Origin of the sequence: Paraglaciecola mesophila KMM 241, from assembly GCF_000315015.1 — a bacterium.
Lineage (GTDB): Bacteria > Pseudomonadota > Gammaproteobacteria > Enterobacterales > Alteromonadaceae > Paraglaciecola > Paraglaciecola mesophila.
In genome coordinates, this window is the sequence record NZ_BAEP01000074.1 from 113,326 (window position 1) to 130,264 (window position 16,939).

13 protein-coding genes and 1 tRNA gene are annotated in these 16,939 nt (G+C 44.1%); 11 read left to right on the top strand and 3 right to left on the bottom strand.

The genetic code is table 11. The annotated features are described in order from the left end of the window. Nucleotides 1-42 precede the first annotated feature (42 nt). Both GMES_RS17800 and GMES_RS17805 read left to right on the top strand, forming a co-directional pair. Complete coding sequence (locus GMES_RS17800; RefSeq protein WP_006994157.1) at nucleotides 43-1,713, top strand: sensor domain-containing diguanylate cyclase; 1,671 nt, start codon at nucleotides 43-45, stop codon at nucleotides 1,711-1,713. A 61-nt stretch (nucleotides 1,714-1,774) separates the two neighbouring features. Then, complete coding sequence (locus tag GMES_RS17805) at nucleotides 1,775-2,602, top strand: phytanoyl-CoA dioxygenase family protein (RefSeq protein ID WP_006994158.1); 828 nt, start codon at nucleotides 1,775-1,777, stop codon at nucleotides 2,600-2,602. Between the two features lie 8 nt (nucleotides 2,603-2,610). Here GMES_RS17805 and GMES_RS17810 read toward each other — a convergent pair whose 3' ends face one another. Then, on the bottom strand, nucleotides 2,611-2,886 hold the full coding sequence (locus tag GMES_RS17810; RefSeq protein ID WP_006994159.1) for a peptidylprolyl isomerase: 276 nt from the start codon (nucleotides 2,884-2,886) through the stop codon (nucleotides 2,611-2,613). Nucleotides 2,887-3,215: 329 nt separating this feature from the next. Here GMES_RS17810 and GMES_RS17815 point away from each other — a divergent pair, with 329 nt between their 5' ends. The 3 genes from GMES_RS17815 (at nucleotide 3,216) to GMES_RS17825 (ending at nucleotide 6,823) form a co-directional block, all read left to right on the top strand. After that, nucleotides 3,216-3,983, top strand: coding sequence for a class II aldolase/adducin family protein (locus GMES_RS17815; RefSeq protein WP_006994161.1), 768 nt, complete (start codon nucleotides 3,216-3,218; stop codon nucleotides 3,981-3,983). A 48-nt stretch (nucleotides 3,984-4,031) separates the two neighbouring features. Next, the gene (locus GMES_RS17820) at nucleotides 4,032-5,207 is read left to right on the top strand and encodes a mandelate racemase/muconate lactonizing enzyme family protein (protein ID WP_006994162.1); all 1,176 of its coding nucleotides are present in this window, start codon (nucleotides 4,032-4,034) and stop codon (nucleotides 5,205-5,207) included. 305 nt (nucleotides 5,208-5,512) lie between these two features. Continuing rightward, nucleotides 5,513-6,823: an aminotransferase class V-fold PLP-dependent enzyme gene (locus tag GMES_RS17825; RefSeq protein ID WP_006994164.1), complete on the top strand. Its 1,311-nt coding sequence runs from the start codon at nucleotides 5,513-5,515 to the stop codon at nucleotides 6,821-6,823. A gap of 104 nt (nucleotides 6,824-6,927) precedes the next feature. On the opposite strand, the gene GMES_RS17830 is transcribed toward GMES_RS17825, so the two are convergent. Together GMES_RS17830 and GMES_RS17835 are read right to left on the bottom strand one after the other, a co-directional pair. Further along, complete coding sequence (locus GMES_RS17830; RefSeq protein ID WP_006994165.1) at nucleotides 6,928-9,183, bottom strand: acyl-CoA dehydrogenase; 2,256 nt, start codon at nucleotides 9,181-9,183, stop codon at nucleotides 6,928-6,930. Nucleotides 9,184-9,508: 325 nt separating this feature from the next. Beyond that, entirely contained in the window at nucleotides 9,509-10,294 is a 786-nt protein-coding gene (locus GMES_RS17835) for a M23 family metallopeptidase (RefSeq protein ID WP_006994166.1), read from the bottom strand. Between the two features lie 297 nt (nucleotides 10,295-10,591). On the opposite strand from GMES_RS17835, the gene GMES_RS17840 reads away from it, so the two are divergent. The 6 genes from GMES_RS17840 (at nucleotide 10,592) to nusA (ending at nucleotide 16,918) form a co-directional block, all read left to right on the top strand. Next, entirely contained in the window at nucleotides 10,592-11,038 is a 447-nt protein-coding gene (locus GMES_RS17840) for a MaoC family dehydratase (protein WP_006994167.1), read from the top strand. 281 nt (nucleotides 11,039-11,319) lie between these two features. Then, the gene (locus GMES_RS17845) at nucleotides 11,320-14,004 is read left to right on the top strand and encodes a TonB-dependent receptor plug domain-containing protein (RefSeq protein WP_006994168.1); all 2,685 of its coding nucleotides are present in this window, start codon (nucleotides 11,320-11,322) and stop codon (nucleotides 14,002-14,004) included. A gap of 175 nt (nucleotides 14,005-14,179) precedes the next feature. Further along, entirely contained in the window at nucleotides 14,180-14,485 is a 306-nt protein-coding gene (locus tag GMES_RS17850) for a 4a-hydroxytetrahydrobiopterin dehydratase (RefSeq protein WP_006994169.1), read from the top strand. A gap of 195 nt (nucleotides 14,486-14,680) precedes the next feature. Continuing rightward, a tRNA-Met gene (locus GMES_RS17855) sits at nucleotides 14,681-14,757 on the top strand. A gap of 160 nt (nucleotides 14,758-14,917) precedes the next feature. Beyond that, the gene (rimP, locus tag GMES_RS17860; RefSeq protein ID WP_006994170.1) at nucleotides 14,918-15,376 is read left to right on the top strand and encodes a ribosome maturation factor RimP; all 459 of its coding nucleotides are present in this window, start codon (nucleotides 14,918-14,920) and stop codon (nucleotides 15,374-15,376) included. Between the two features lie 48 nt (nucleotides 15,377-15,424). Next, entirely contained in the window at nucleotides 15,425-16,918 is a 1,494-nt protein-coding gene (gene nusA / locus GMES_RS17865; protein WP_006994171.1) for a transcription termination factor NusA, read from the top strand. Nucleotides 16,919-16,939: the final 21 nt, after the last annotated feature.

Here is a 16,939-nt window from a genome sequence, read left to right on the forward strand (position 1 = left end):
TTTAAAACAGGAAAACCTGACTTTTAGGTGTATACATTAGGTATGACGTATTTTTTTGCGGTACACGTGACTGCACTTTCGGAGCCAAACCTTTTGCTTAGCCGTGTGCTAAGTCCTGTGTTAGTAAACCGTAGAAACAAAGCTCAGTCTGCTATTCGTTCTTTCTGTTACCTATCAGCGGTGTTATTGATATGCAGTATGTTCAGTCATCGTCTTTATGCCCAGCAACAGAACACCTGCTTTGTATCCCATGAACAACTGGACTATACAACTCTTCCCCTTACGTTAAATCAGCTCACAAGGTTGCCGGTTAGACAATTTATTAATCATCTATCAGTATCGTGCAACGTCAACGAGCAAAGTGTGCTGGTCATCAACAACAATGCCATACGTCACGCAAATTTACTCATCGATCATCAAGAACAGCAGAAAATTGCCGCTAATAAATTGGTTTTTGTTTTACCCCAGGGGCAGTACCGCGCAAATCTGATACTAGACGCTGAGCGTGACTTTTCTCTCACATTAGAGCGCAAAACCTGGCCTGAATATGCATTGGCTGGCCAACAACATAATTTGCTATTGGGCATGTTTTTTGGGTTGTGCATTACGCTGGTTTTTTACCTGTATGTCATGGGCAGAAGCCTTAAAGACAAACGATTTCATTTCTACTGCTATTACGTACTCTGCGCGGGCATTTTTTTCTTGTTACAGGAAGGGAACATAAACCTGTTCTTTGATGCGAACCTAACCAACAACAGAGGATTAAATCTCCTCTTTGCAGGCTTAACCGTGTTTACCGGCACAATTTTCGTTATAACCTTACTGGGTCTACAACGACGCTGGTCACGCTTCACTCGTTATGCAGTGATGTACCCTGCGGTTGTTGTGCTGGGGATCTCAATTGTGCTGTGTTTTTTACCAAGAGGGGAGTGGTTTACGTTACTCGCCACAATCATGGCGCGAACTACTATGGCGTTATTAATGTGTTCCTTTGGGCTGATTGCTTACGCATCTTACGTTCGTGTACACACCGCTCGTCTTGTACTATTTGCTTCATTGATTGTGTGTTGCGCGATGGCTTTCCGAATATTTCTGGGTGATCAAAGCCCATTTTTACAACGATACGGCTTGATATTTTCCTTTGCCATTGAGAGCTTTCTTCTCGCTATCGCTACTTCAGAAAGAATAAAGCGCATCAACCAAGAAAAGATCTTGGCTCAAGCCCAAGCCATGACAGACCCACTGTGTGAAATTTTTAATCGAAGAGGCTGGGAAGAAGCCGCAGAAAAAATCTTGAAGAAACACAATACACAGCAGGGGATATTATGTTTGTTGTACATCGATTTAGATTGCTTTAAAGAGATTAATGATACCTATGGGCATAAAGCGGGAGACGAAGTGCTGCGAATTATTGCCAAAATAATCCGTAAACAAATGCGTGACCAAGATGCTGTTGGCCGCCTGGGCGGTGATGAATTCGTCGCTCTTGCCCAGTTCGACGATGATCTGCAATCTGAATCACTAAAAGTGCGTGTCACTAAACGCTTAAAGAATATTAACATCAGTACCGACAGTGCACAGATCCGAGTCACCGCGAGTGTGGGCTGCGTGGTGTTCAGTGATAACGAAACAAGTGTAAGTGAAATGCTGCAAAAAGCGGATCAAGCAATGTATACAAGCAAAAGGGAGAATCAAGACACGACACTTACTTGACTTGAACGTCAGATAATATACTGTTTTGATTGGAGTTTTTAATATCATATGTGAGGTCGTTATGTTGTCCGCTGAGCAGAAGCAAGACTTTCTTGCACAAGGCTATATCGTGTTAGATCAGCTTTTTTCCGAGGCTGAAATGGCTTTGCTCAAACAAGAAGCTGAATCTATTGTTGAGTTGTTTGACCCTAATTCAACTCGTGCTGTTTTTTCTACCCAAGATCAGAGTAAATCAAGAGATGAATACTTCTTACAATCAGGCGATAAGATCCGCTGTTTTTTTGAGGAAGAAGCCTTTGATGTCAATGGTGAGTTAACCCAATCCAAAGCGATGAGCATCAATAAAATTGGCCATGCCTTGCACACATTAAACCCCGTATTTAAAAAATTCAGTCACGATCCACGGATCGCTCAGTTAGCAAAGGATGTGGGGCTGCTTAAGCCGCAAATACATCAATCTATGTATATTTTTAAACAGCCGAAGATAGGAGGAGTGATCCGCTGGCATCAAGACGGCACCTATTTTCTAAGTGATCCCTTGTCCGTTGTGACATTTTGGTTTGCTGTTGAAGATGCCACCATTGAAAATGGTTGCTTACAAATCAAGGCCGATGGTAGTGATACGCCGTTGCGCGAACAATTTATGCGTTTTGCTGATGACAACACAGAGCTAAAAGTACTGGATGAAACGCCTTGGCCAAAAGATGAAGATGCGAAACCGTTGGAGGTGAAGAAAGGCTCGCTGGTTGTTTTTGACGGTTTACTGCCGCATTTTAGTGCGCCTAATCGCTCAGAGAAATCACGCCATGCTTTTACGCTGCACATGACGTGTGCCACCACAAAATATGACTCGCTAAATTGGTTGCAAGCCGTGCCTAGCCCTCTGTAGTTGATTTATTAACCGCGATAGAGGGTTTTGATTAAGTGGTAACCAAACTGAGTTTTGACTGGTCCGTGAACGGTTAAAATCTCTTTTTTAAACACAACGTTGTCAAAGGCTTTGACCATAGTGCCCGGGCTGAATTCCCCTAGATCACCGCCTTTTTTGCCGGATGGGCACAGTGAATGCTTTTTAGCGAGTTGTTGAAAGTTCGCGCCTTTGTCTAATTGCGCTTTCAACTGTTGTGCTTCTTTTTCGGTTTTGACCAAGATATGGCATGCGCCTGCTTTCATGATAATTCACCTATTTCGTTAACGCGCTCACTGCCTTTTTACAAGGCTTAATTGGGCGCGTACTGTGACAATATTAATACTGTTATTGTGCCACGGGACTGAGGTTAGCAGCAAAGACAAAGATCTATATTTAAAATCCATAAGGTAATTCCCATAGGTCTCGGATATTGTTTGTCTCTCGGTTATCATAGGTGTTTTTGGCAGATGCACTCAGCTTAGTAAAAACAGTGCGTATGTTGATAATATGCGCGCTGATTTTTGAGCGCAGTAAGACGAAGCGAAAATCGCTAAACCGATTTGATGGCTAACTTGAATAGTAAGGAGATAAGGTGTTTGCGTTATCCGATAGAAGCTTAAAAGGGCAAGTGTCTGATGTTGAGTGGCAATCTCGTATTGATCTAGCGGCATGTTACAGACTCGTGGCAGATGCGCGCTGGGGGGACCTTATTTATACTCATATTTCCGCGCGTGTTCCCGGTACAGATGAGTATTTGATTAATCCTTTTGGATTAACATTTGAAGAAGTCACCGCCTCGAACCTAGTAAAAGTCGATTTAGAGGGAAATATTTTAGACGGCTCGCCGTATTCTATTAATCCTGCTGGTTTTACCATTCATAGCGCTATTCATGAAGTGAGACATGATGCCCAGTGCGTCATTCATCTACATACCAAGGCAACGATTAGCGTTGCGAGCCTAAAGGGCGGTTTGCAACCATGGAGCCAATACGCAATGTTCTCTTTGTCGTCCATGAGCTATCACGCCTATGAAGGTTTAGCGGTAAATGCCGACGAGAAAAAACGCCTGCAAGATGATTTAGCGAGTAACAACCATATGCTGTTACACAATCATGGCGGTTTGACATTAGGCCCAACTGTGGGGGATGCCTTTATGCGCTTTTATGATTTGCAGCGGGCCTGTGAAATTCAAATGGACCTGCTTCAAGCAAATCAATCGGTTATTGAAATTCCACAAGCCATTGTCGATGGCATCTATGCTCAGGCCAATGTGGTTCACAGTGGGCAAACCGGCGGCCAAAAATCCTGGCCGGCCATGTTACGTAAAGCGTACAAACTCGATCCGAGTTTCTGCGAATAACGAAATAAACATACAAGACAAAAATACTTACTTTCAGGAATAGAATTAATGAAGATTACCCGCGTTGAAATTTTTGATATCGAGTGCCCCAAGCGCACCGTATGGAACCCCGTTTTTATTCGTATTCATACCGATGAAGGGATAACCGGCGTAGGGGAGGCTGGCCTAGCTTATGATTGGGGGCACAGCGCTGCTGCGCATATGATCAAAGAAATCGCTGAGGCATTATTAATAGGCTTTAACCCAGTTAACACCGAATTGCTATGGAGCAAAATGCTTCGAGAAGGGTTCTGGGGATTAGGCGGCGGCCCAGTTTTTTATGCTGCTATGAGCGCAATCGATACAGCATTATGGGACATCAAAGCCAGAGCGCTAAATGTACCTTTGTACCAGTTACTGGGTGGAAAAACTAACGGTAAACTTCGCACTTATGCCAGCCAGTTACAGTTTGATTGGGATAAAGAGGTTACCCGCTTGAACGATCCTGTTGATTACGGACGCGCCGCTGAAAAAGCCGTGGCTGAAGGTTACGATGCAGTGAAAGTCGATCCGATTGTTTACGATAAAAACGGAGCTGGGCACTTTGATCGCACCAAGTTGTTTACTCAGCCAGAGATGCGCCTGTTCAGAGCAAGGTTACAGGCCATTCGGGATGCGGTAGGTGACGACGTAGACATTATTTTTGAATGCCACAGTTTGCCAGGCGTTGCCACGGCTATTCAGTTAGGTGAAATGGTCGAAGACATAGGTTGTTTGTATTACGAAGAGCCAGTGAATTACTTAAATTCAAAGTTACATGACAAAGTTGCTAAGCGCGTGAATGTGCCTATTGCTGGTGGTGAGCGTTTGTACAACCGGTGGGGTGTTAGACCGTACTTAGAGGATCAAAGCCTAGACGTATTGCAACCGGATATAGGCTTATGCGGTGGTTTCACTGAAGCCAAAAAAGTGTGTGATTACGCTGATGTGTATGACGTACGTATTCAGGCCCATGTGTGTGGTGGCCCAGTGGCGACAGCGGCAAGTTTGCATTTAGAAACGGCCATTCCTAACTTTTTAATCCATGAACACCATACTTACGCCATTAAAGATTGGAACCGCGAATTGTGTATTCAAGATCCACAGCCGGTAAATGGCTTCTTTGAAGTAACGGAAACGCCAGGAATCGGTATCGATCTTAATGATGAGATTGTTTATCGTTCACCGCATATGGAAGTGAAGTAAGTCTTGCAAGCATAGCCATATGAGCACAGTGCCACCATTCGAGGGCACTGTGCTGAGTGATTCAGTATTTTCTTTTTTTCGACTTATCGATTTAATCTTTGTCTGTTAGTGACATCATTCTTGGTTCAATTTGATTTAACCTGTGTATTTTCTGAACTATTTTTGAGCGCCATATTGGTGCTGTAAAAAGGCGAAACGTCGACTTAGCCCCTACACTCATGTTTCTAACTTCATGGCTTAACACGTGGTAGACGTTTTCTTTTAGCCATTGGAGCGGCGAAAAGAATTAGGAAAGGGAGGATCAGATGTTAAGACGTCAATTTTTACACGCACTGGGACTGGGCGCTGGGGCGGGCTTAGCCAGCATATCGTCATGTTTACAAGCTGCGCCAAAGTTAGCAAACGCAAATAACGCTCTCGCTCCAGGTGATTGGCAAGCGCTACGTAATTTGTTTCCACTGACTCGGGACTACATTCAACTATCGACATTTTTGTTAGCCTCGCACCCAGCACCTGTTTCTCAAGCCATCGAAAAGCACAGACACGCATTTGATGAAAACCCGTCAGATTATTGGCATCAACATTTTCTGACCATTGACGGGAAAATAATGCAGGCCGCCGCTGACTACATGGGAGGTGAAGCAGAACACATTGCGTTAACAGACAGCACCACTATGGGGTTGGGCTTAATCTACAGTGGGCTAAAACTCCAAGCAGGGGATGAGATACTGCAAACTGTGCACGACCATTACTCCACTGATATGTCGTTGGCGCATCGGGCTAAACGTACTGGTGCCACGGTTAAGCGTATCGCCTTGTATGACGAGCCCGCCCAGGTAAATGTGGATCAAGTGCTAAAGCGGTTGCATGGCGCTATTGGCAGGCAAACGAAAGTGGTAGCAGCTACGTGGGTGCATTCGTCCACTGGTGTAAAGCTGCCTATTCGGGCTATGGCAGATACCATTACCCAGCTTAATCAGCAGCGTAAAGGCGAGCAACAAATACTATTCTGCGTTGATGGCGTTCACGGGTTTGGTATTGAAGATCAAGATATTAGCCACTTAGGCTGTGACTTTTTCGTTGCCGGCACTCACAAATGGATATTTGGCCCAAGGGGCACGGGCGTGATCTGGGGTAATGAAAGAGCATGGGCGCAAAGTGAGCCAGTTATTCCCAGTTTCGGTGGGTCTTACGATGTGTGGCTAGGGTCAGCGACGCAAGATGAAGTGCCGATTGGCGATCATATGTCTCCTGGCGGCTTTCACTCTTTCGAGCACCGCTGGGCATTGCCTGAGGCATTTAAATTACACCTTCAATTAGGCAAGGCAAACGTGCAAAAGCGTATTCATCAATTAAACACGCAAACTAAACAAGGCCTAGCAAAAATGCCTCATGTGACTTTGTATACACCGAGTGACAGTTCTCTTTCATCTGGCTTAGTGTGCTTTGATGTGAAAGGGTTAGCGCCCGAAACAGTGGTAGAAAAGATGCACGCCAAAGGCATCATTATGAGCAGCACACCTTATCGGCAAAGCTATGCGCGATTTGCGCCGTCACTGCTTAATAACGAACAGGAAATAGAATTGGCGCTGGCTGAAATTCGTGCACTGGCGTAGCACCAGAAATTGAGCCGGTAAAGATCGCTAGAACCTTCGCGGACTAAAAGCAAAAAAAAGGGGATGATATAAATATCATCCCCTTTTCGCTTCCCCTGCCTGCTTTACGCGGCGTCTGTGTGCGTTTCAGGTTCACCTTTGACGAGCTGTTGATTTGCATCAAGCAACTCCATATCAAAGGTGTACTCATCAACACGCACGGCTAGTTGTCGCTTATTATTATAATCGATTACGCGAGCGTATTCGTTCGCGCTTAGTTCACCGTTTTCATGCAGCTTAGTCACTGCATTTTCAAAGGAAACAAACGGAACCACAGGATCCTTACGGAGTGCTTTTTGCACAACTTTAAGAATAGGCATGACATCGTGCTTTGCAGCAAATGCTTCTTGGTTGATGTGATTACCATCACCAGGAATAACCTTAACCAAGTGGGTTAAATCTGCCATGATCGAGCTTTGCGCCATAGTGGCATCAGAAAGCTGTCGTTTTAGCTTGTCAGATATGGCCGGAACTGAGCGCGTAAAAGTGTTGGTTAATACACGCATCAAACCACGAGTGGCCGTGTTCGGGAAATTACTGACGAATTCATTCAAAGCCTGCTCACCCTGCAATAAACACCATTGAATGGCGTATTCGAAGTAAGGCTTGGCTTCAATTCGGTTTGTTACACGTTGCTCGTAAAAACGAACCACCGCCATAGAGGCATACAAGTAACTCATTACATCACCCAAACGTGCCGACAGCATCTCGGCTTTCTTCAAATCACCCCCAAGAACGAGCAAGGATAAATCAGCAAGAGGTGCTAGTTTAGCCGAGAGGGCATTCATGCGTTTTTCGTATGGCTTCACTTCAGGCAAGCTTGATTGTGCACCGCGCGTAAAGGTTAAATAGCTTTTACTAAAGCTGCGCAATGAATTCTTAACACTAAAGCTGATGGTTTTACCTAGCACTTTATTAAATTCTTTGTCTGCTGAGGCTTCATCGCTGTGAATAAGATCAACCATTTCTTTCATATGTGGGTGACAGCGCATAGCGCCTTGACCAAATATCATTAAGCTTCTGGTTAAAATGTTTGCACCTTCAACCGTAATGGCAATGGGTTGCGCTGCATAACCATTCGCTAAGGTATTCTGTGGCCCGCGTTGAATGGCTTTACCCGCTTGAATATCCATAGCGGTGTTGCACACATCACGACCTAATTCAGTCATGTGGTATTTAGCCATTGCCGTTACAACAGAGGGCTTAAGGCCTAGGCCAAGTCCTTCTGTGGTTAATACGCGCATGGCTTCTAGTACAAAGGTTTTACCGGCGATATCAGCAAGCTTTTCTTGGATCCCTTCGAAACGCCCAATTGGCACACCGAATTGTTCACGTACGAACGAGTACTCAGCGGTTGATTTGAGTGCAGACTGCGCAGAAGCAACGCCCATTGCAGGAAGGGAAATTCCGCGCCCTGCGCCTAAGCAACTAACCAGCATCTGCCAACCACGGCCAATGTTTTTCTGACCACCAATGATGAAATCCATTGGTATAAACACTTTATTACCACGGGTGGTACCGTTGTAGAAACGAATACCCATAGGATCGTGACGGTTGCCTAATTCAACACCAGAATGGGATTTAGGAATTAAGGCGCAGGTGATACCTAGCTCAACTTTGTCGCCCAATAAATGGTCGGGGTCGAATACTTTAAACGCTAAACCAAGCACGGTGGCAATTGGCGCAAGTGTGATGTAACGCTTATCCCACGTCACCGATAAGCCCAGCACTTCTTCTCCGTTGTACATTTCTTTAGTCACAATCCCTGTATCAGGAATAGCACCCGCATCTGAGCCTGCCTCAGGGCTGGTCAGTGCAAAACATGGAATGTCTTTGCCCACAGCTAGATTAGGTAGCCAGTGGTCCTGCTGCTCTGTGGTACCGTAATGCATTAGCAGCTCGCCCGGTCCTAATGAATTAGGCACCATAACAGTTACCGCAACCGCGCTGCTTTTGACAGCAATAGTAGCGACTATGGTTGAGTTGGCGTAAGGAGAGAACTCTAATCCGCCGAATCTTTTCGGAATAATCAAAGCGAAAAATTTATTTACTGATAGAAAGTCCAATACCTTTTGCGGTAAGTGATCGCCGTTTTGCAGTTCGTAGTCGTCAACCATTTCCAATAGTTCTTGTACTGGACCGTCTAAGAAGGCTTGCTCATCTGCGCTCAATGTCGCTTTAGGGATGGCGCGCAAGGCTTGCATGTCAGGGGTACCACGATAGATGGATGATTCAATCCATACGTCACCCGCATCTAACGCTTCTTGTTCTGTTAAAGAAATTGCTGGTAATACTTTTTTAAGGTTTGTTCTAATACTCATGATAATTACTCATCCGCTCATCTGACCAGTTGGGTTTTATACTACGCAATTTCTAGAATAGATCAAATTTATCTTCAGTATATAGGTGCTTAAAGCGCCCAGTGGCATGTAAACTTTATTAAACGAAAGTTACGCTTTAGCTTTTAAAAATGTAATTTAATCAATTGGATAAAGTTAGTTTTAATTGGTTTTTAAAAAAGAAGCATTGAACAAACGCTGACGAAATAAAAATAATATTTATCATCGTCACGTTGATGAAGCACAGTTTTTTACTAGCCTTTGCTGGTAGGTTATTTACTCAAAGGTGTTAAAGAGGATTAGCTGATCACTTCTCAAACATTATTCTTATTGATTGGTACTTACCGAAACCTTTGGCCTGATAGACAGCGAAATGTAAATGGGGCAGGGAGGAGAAGCCAGTATTACCTGAATAACCAATGAGTTGGCCCCGCTTAATATCTTGTCCAAGGGTAGGCACCACGCCATTTTGTTGTAAATGATAGTACTCACCTGTCGTGCCGTCATCATGCAGTATAGTGATGAAATTAGCGTATTTAGCGAAGTTTCTATTGGCACCACCTCTATTATGCTTTTGCTGTAAGTCGATCACTTGACCACCACGTGCCGCATGAATAGGCGTACCTATTGGCATCGCAAAATCCACTGCGTATCGCGAAGCCCCTTGATGACTATAGCCGCCGTTAAACCCTTGCACCACCCTAAACGTCTTGCGCTTCCCGTAGGGTAGCGCATATTGGTAACTATCATCATGTTGGGCGTTTTCGATTCCTGGGGTCCAGTAAAAATCTTCCTTGCTGCGCACTGGGCGATGGGTATCAATAGCCTGCAATGTTAATATTTTAACGCGTTCCAAGGGTCCCAAAACCCGTGTTTTAGTGTAGCGATCTTTTACTATTATTTCGGTTTTAAGGTTTCGTGTTCTCACGTCTAACGTAGAGGTGATGGGGTAGGGTTTATTATTGCTCAACCAGTATTCTATCACCTTGCCATGTTCAACTTTTTCAAAACACGCCCAATTATCTATGCAATAGGCTTGGGTCGCACATGAGAAACAAGATAAAAATGCGATAACGAACCAATGTTTAACCATATAGACCCTTTTGCGATTGCTGACGTCGATTTTCATTTATATGCAGACCCAAAAAGTACGAATAAATTTGTTCAGTGAGAATAATATTGGATAAATAACAGCATCCACCCACCAAATTAGTGCCAAAGTGATCATGAGTGTTAATGTTGACTATATATCAACAGAGCATTTCGCCTAAATTGCGAGATTTTTCCTCGTATTTAATTTATACATCTACATAAGTTCAGGTGAGTTGTCATATCAAGAGACGGGGTGCTAGCGTAACTGCGACCAAAATACTTTTTAAAGGAGCCAATGATGGCTAAAGGTTTATTGCAAATTGAAGTCGCTGAAGAGCTAACCCCAAGCGCGTGGTTAAAAATAGATCAAGCGCGTATAAACTTATTCGCTGATGCCACAGGTGACCACCAATGGATACATATTGATCCGAAGCGCTGTGAAAAAGAAAGTCCCTTTAAAACCACTATTGCCCATGGTTATTTGAGTGTGACCTTAATGCCAGAGTCCTTCTATCATATGGTTCAGCTCGATTCTGCAAGCCAAACTGTATTGAACTATGGGATTGACAAAATACGCTTTTTAGAGCCTGTGCGGGTCAACGATGAAATTCGTTTTGTCTCTTCTCTTGCGAGGAAAGAAAAGAAGCCGTTAGGTACCTTATTTAGCTTTCACACCCAGATAGAAATCAAAGGCAGAGACAAGCCCGCAGCAGTAGGCACTTTTTTGATGATGTTACTGGCTTAAACTTTAGTATGAGCAATCTTTTTACCTGTTAGATTGCTCTCTTCCACTGATCTGGTCCGACCATGAGTTGAACGAATGTTTACATATAAGTAACATTGCGTTTACATCCAACGAATCCCCCCCTACTATCATTGTGACGCGTTATTTTAGCGCCCGAGAATCAGTCACTTACTGGTTGGAATTAGAACTATTAGACAATATTGACGCGCGGTCTGAGTGGTTGGAAAGGTCCGTTGTTAACACGCTCGATTTGAATCTAATAATTACCTCGAGAACACACAATGAAGATAAATACACGAGTCAGTGCTTTAGCCGCGGCCATTTCCGCACAGTTTTTATTTGCTACGCCTACAGTATTAGCCCAAGAAGCTGATGTAGAGAAAAAAGAAGACATCGAAATGATCATGGTGACCGGTAGTTTCGTTCGCCGCAGTGAAAACTTTGAATCACCGTCCCCATTGTCCGTCGTTGATAGCGTCGCTATTGACGCCCTTGGCGCGAAAAATATCGCCGATATTACACAAACATTAACCATTAACACTGGGGCTGAAAATAACCCCGACGCATTTACGCAAAATGCGACAGCCGGTACGTCAAATATTAACCTTCGTGGTCTTGGCGTGGCATCGACGTTGGTTTTGTTGAACAATAAACGTCAAGTAGTTAATGCCCAGCCGACCAACAATGGATTAAATTTCGTTGATACTAGCTCGCTCGTTCCAATGATAGCTATTGACCGTGTGGAGATCATTAAAGATGGTGCATCTGCTTTATATGGCTCGGATGCTGTAGCAGGGGTAGTTAACTTTATTACCAAGCGTAATTATGATGGTGTGAAACTCAGTGCGGACTATCAAGACGGTGCCCACGGCAATAACAAAGAGTATGTATTGCAAGGTTTATGGGGTACCAGTAATGAAGATAGCAGTATTATTGCCGCGGTAAGTTACACTAATCGCTCCCCGTTATTTATAAAAGATCGTCGTTTGAGTCGTCCTGAAGATGACAGCAGTGCGTTGGGCAATCCGGGCTCGTACTTTATTGGCGCAACACCCTTTATTGATCCCTATGGGTGTGAAGAGTACGGCGGTGCATCTAATGTGTTAGCGCCTCCCGGTACCGTGCCGGGCCTAGATGTAGGTCTTTGTATGTTTGATTTCGGTAAAGATTATTCATACGTACCAGATGAATCTCGTCTTAACGCCTATGTAAAAGCGGAATATGAGTTATCCGACGAAATGAGTTGGACGACTGAAGTGAGCTTTGCACGTAACCGTGCATCTCGGGGGGGCGCGCCAAGTTTCCCAATCCTTACTGGACCGGTGGTGCCTGCTGATCACCCTGAAAACCCATTTGGACAAGCTGTGACCTTTTTCGGCCGTGCTGAAGGTAACGGTAAAGCACCTGATTTTGCTAATACTGAATCCGATACATTTCGTTTTAACACCGCGCTGCAAGGTGAGCTAGAGCATGGTTTCTGGGAAGTCAGTTACACCAATGCAACCAACGATTTCTTTTTTAGCGTACCAGACGTGTTGAACACAGAGTTTAACTTAGCGTTAAACGGTTTGGGCGGCGGACAATGTAATCCATTAACGGGTACGCCAGGGGAAGGAGATTGCGAATACTTTAATCTTTTCGCAACATCGTACACAACTGCGCCTAACTCTCAGTACGTAATTGATTCATTTACGGGTCTTGAAACCATCGATTCAAAAGCTGATTTACAAGTATTTGAAGGCTTTATGTCATTCGATGTGTTTGATATGGATGGCGGAGCTGCAGGTTTGGCATTTGGTTTACAATACCGTGATGAATCTTTGAGCCAAGATTACGATGCACTGGCTAATCAAGACAGCTTTACGTTTGTAATTGGTAACCCCGACTTTGACGGCTCATTAGATGTGTGGGCTGCATTTGCTGAAATGGCATTGCCTGTAACGGATGACTTAGATATTCAACTTGCTGTGCGTTACGAAGATTACGGCGGCACCATTGGTGATACGATTGACCCTAAAGTAGCTTTTTCATATAGAGCCAGTGAACAATTGTCTTTACGAGGTTCAATTTCAACATCTTTCAGAGCGCCAACGGTATTCTTAAGAAATGGTGGGGGAACCTCGCTACAACAACTCGTTGACCCTCTTATCGGTGCAAATGCATTCGCTGCAGTGCGCACAGTAGGTAATGAAGATTTAAAACCTGAAGAATCTACCGCATACAACCTTGGTGTGTCGTTCGAGCCTATTAGCGACTTTTCTATTGAAGTTGACTACTGGAACTTCGAGTTTGAGGATTTGATTATTCAAGAGAATCCGCAGGCTGTATTAAACTTAGACCCAAGCGATCCTGAGCGTGTTGTTCGTGCAGGCGACCCACTTACAGGCCCATTGACACAAGTTAACAACACTTATGTTAATGCAAGCTCTCTTGAAACATCAGGTTTAGATTTTGTGACCAGTTACAAGATTGATACGGACGCTGGTATGTTTGTACCATCAATCAATGCTACTTACATTCTGGAATACGAACTAAACGACCCGCAAGCAGGTAAAGTCGATGGGGCAGGGCGTAGAAACTTTACAAATATAGGCACATCCTCGCCTGAACTACGTTTAAACCTTGGGCTAAATTGGTCCTCGGGTGCTCATTCTGCCAATATCTTTGCCCGTTATATTGATAGTTATGATGATGATCAAAACTGTGCAGATGGCAGTGTCAATACCGGTTCATGTGAAGGATTAGGAGGGTTTAAAGGAGTTGATAGCCAAGTGACCTATGACGTGCAGTACAACGTTAATTTGGGGACTTTGTTCGATACACAGAACAACTATGTATTGTCTGTGGGCGGGATTAACATCACAGATGAAGAGCCACCACAGTTATTCACTAACAGTGGCTTTGATAGTAAAGTGCATGACCCAAGAGGGCGTCAAATATACGCGCGCTTCGCCGTCGAGTTCTAGACTCAGCACTTTATGTAAAAAAACCTGCTTCGGCAGGTTTTTTTGTTTCAACGGTTTGTAAACTTAAGTGACCGAATGTCATCTAAGTAAATCACGCCCTCGCTTTCATTTTGATAGGCTAACGGCATGATAGACATTGCCACTCAACTCGATGAACCGTATATAGGAGGATTACATGGTAGATAAATTATCAGAAAGTGAAACGCAAGCTAAGTTGGTTGAGCTCAACCAAGGTTTGCCCGCAGATCAACATTGGCATATTAGCGACAGCAAACTCGCCAAGAACTTCAAGTTTAAGAGCTTTATTCGTGCGTTCGGCTGGATGAGTCAAATCGCCATTTGGGCAGAAAAGCTCAATCATCATCCTGAATGGTTCAATGTATATAATAAAGTGGAGGTTAAACTCACTACCCATGACGTTGGTGGTTTAAGTGAACTGGATTTTAAACTGGCGTCTAAGATGGATCTGTTGCAGGTCTAGTTAGCTGTTTATCTTGCCTTAGCGCACAACGTAACCAGTGGTTTTGTATGAATTGCATACAATCCAATAAACCTTCTGGATTTATTTGAGTTTTATGCTTCACAAGGCTTGCGCGTCTCAGTTAGCTATGTATAATACGCCCCACTCGAGACGCGACACGCAATGCATAGTGTCCTTATCGAAAAAGATTTCAAGCGCGGGATGGAGCAGTCTGGTAGCTCGTCGGGCTCATAACCCGAAGGTCGTAGGTTCAAATCCTGCTCCCGCAACCACTTTTTGAAACTTGGCATTCAGCCAATTTTCAGTGAGAATAGTGGACTAGGGTCCAGAAACAAAAAGCCCCGCTTGTACGGGGCTTTTTGTTATCCTTTTTATCCTGTTTTTAATTTACTCTGGGCTTATGGCCCTTTTTTCGTTTTTGGAGCGTGAATTTTGTCACAACTAGAACAGAAATTAACTGAAATGTTGACCGCACCTGTTGAAGCGCTTGGCTTTGAAATGGTGGGGATTGAATTTGTTCGCGCTGGAAAACATTCAACCATGCGCGTTTACATTGATCACCCTGACGGTATTTCAGTGGATCATTGTGCAGAAGTGAGTCATCAAGTGAGTGCCGTACTTGATGTAGAAGATCCAATTAATACCGAATACAACTTAGAAGTGTCCTCGCCGGGCATGGAACGTCCATTATTTAAGTTACAACATTATATCGAATCAGTGGGTGAAATCGTCACATTACGATTAAAGATGCCAATGGGAGACAGACGTAACTTTAAAGGTAAGTTATTGTCCGAAGCCGATGGCATGTTAACTATTGAAGTGGATAACCAAGAATTTGTATTGGCCTTTGCCAATATTGAAAAAGGCAATGTTGTTCCAACGTTTGATTGAGTAGATGGCCATTAAGGCTTTTGCTAAAGAATAATCAGTGAGGCAATCATGAATAAAGAAATTTTGTTAGTGGCGGAAGCCGTTTCAAATGAAAAACAAGTTCCAAGAGAAAAAATCTTTGAAGCGTTAGAGTTTGCCATTGCAAGTGCTACTAAAAAGAAAACTGAAGGCGAAATTGAAGTACGCGTTGCTATTGACCGTATTACTGGCGACTTTGATACGTTCCGTCGTTGGATGGTTATCGCTGATGATCAAAAGCAAGAGAACCCTTTTGCAGAAATGACTATTTCTGCCGCTCAAATTGATGAGCCTGACATTCAACTAGGCGACTATGTTGAAGATCAAATCGAATCAATCAAATTTGACCGTATAACCACACAAACGGCTAAGCAAGTTATTGTACAAAAAGTACGTGAAGCTGAGCGCGCCCAAGTGATGGCTGAATACGAAGAGCGTGTGGGTGACTTAGTCACTGGTACCGTTAAAAAGGTCAACCGCGACAATATCATTATAGACTTGGGTAACAACGCCGAAGGCGTCATTTACCGTGACGATATGTTACCTCGTGAAACATTCCGCCCGGGTGACCGAGTACGTGGATTATTGTACGTCATTCGCCCTGAAGCACGAGGAGCTCAATTGTTTGTGAGCCGCACGCACCCGGACATGCTGGTAGAGTTGTTTAGATTGGAAGTGCCTGAAATCGCAGAAGAAACCTTAGAAATTAAGGCTGCTGCTCGCGATCCCGGTTCTCGCGCTAAAATCGCGGTTAAAACCAACGATAAACGTCTTGACCCAGTAGGTGCTTGCGTAGGTATGCGTGGTTCACGCGTACAAGCAGTCAGCAGCGAATTAAGTGGTGAGCGTGTAGACATCGTATTGTGGGATGACAACCCAGCACAATTCGTTATCAATGCAATGGCACCGGCTGAGGTTGCATCCATCGTTGTTGATGAAGATAACCACACCATGGATGTTGCGGTTGAGTCTGACAATCTAGCTCAGGCAATTGGTCGTAGTGGCCAAAACGTCCGTTTAGCCGCTCAGCTTACTGGCTGGGAATTAAACGTGATGACGGTTGAAGACTTAAACAACAAACACGACGAAGAAAATTCAAAAGTGTTAGCTGTGTTCGTTAATGGTCTTGATATTGATGAAGAGTTTGCAGCGGTATTGGTTGATGAAGGTTTCTCTACGCTTGAAGAAATCGCTTATGTACCCATTAATGAGCTACTTGAAATAGACGGCCTTGATGAAGACATCGTTGAAGATTTACGTAGCAGAGCGCGCGCAGCACTCACCACGCAAGCGTTAGCGAATGAAGAGACATTGGAAGCCTCTGAACCAAAAGAAGAGCTATTAAGTTTAGCCGGTATGGAACGCCATGTTGCCTACACATTGGCAAGTCGCGGCATTACCGATCTTGAAGCACTTGCGGAGCAAGGCGTAGACGAGATCAGCGATATTGAAGAACTAGACGAAGAAAAAGCGGGCCAGTTAATTATGGCTGCACGTAACATTGTCTGGTTTAACGAAGAATAGGGTCACCAAAGAGGAATTACG

Excerpts from the sequence above, each read along its gene's own strand:
- GMES_RS17810 (WP_006994159.1), bottom strand. The coding sequence starts at position 2,886 with ATGAAAGCAGGCGCATGCCATATCTTGGTCAAAACCGAAAAAGAAGCA.
- GMES_RS17840 (WP_006994167.1), top strand. The coding sequence starts at position 10,592 with ATGGCTAAAGGTTTATTGCAAATTGAAGTCGCTGAAGAGCTAACCCCA.
- GMES_RS17830 (WP_006994165.1), bottom strand. The coding sequence starts at position 9,183 with ATGAGTATTAGAACAAACCTTAAAAAAGTATTACCAGCAATTTCTTTA.
- GMES_RS17845 (WP_006994168.1), top strand. The coding sequence starts at position 11,320 with ATGAAGATAAATACACGAGTCAGTGCTTTAGCCGCGGCCATTTCCGCA.
- GMES_RS17800 (WP_006994157.1), top strand. The coding sequence starts at position 43 with ATGACGTATTTTTTTGCGGTACACGTGACTGCACTTTCGGAGCCAAAC.
- GMES_RS17825 (WP_006994164.1), top strand. The coding sequence starts at position 5,513 with ATGTTAAGACGTCAATTTTTACACGCACTGGGACTGGGCGCTGGGGCG.
- nusA (WP_006994171.1), top strand. The coding sequence starts at position 15,425 with ATGAATAAAGAAATTTTGTTAGTGGCGGAAGCCGTTTCAAATGAAAAA.
- GMES_RS17835 (WP_006994166.1), bottom strand. The coding sequence starts at position 10,294 with ATGGTTAAACATTGGTTCGTTATCGCATTTTTATCTTGTTTCTCATGT.
- GMES_RS17820 (WP_006994162.1), top strand. The coding sequence starts at position 4,032 with ATGAAGATTACCCGCGTTGAAATTTTTGATATCGAGTGCCCCAAGCGC.
- GMES_RS17850 (WP_006994169.1), top strand. The coding sequence starts at position 14,180 with ATGGTAGATAAATTATCAGAAAGTGAAACGCAAGCTAAGTTGGTTGAG.
- GMES_RS17805 (WP_006994158.1), top strand. The coding sequence starts at position 1,775 with ATGTTGTCCGCTGAGCAGAAGCAAGACTTTCTTGCACAAGGCTATATC.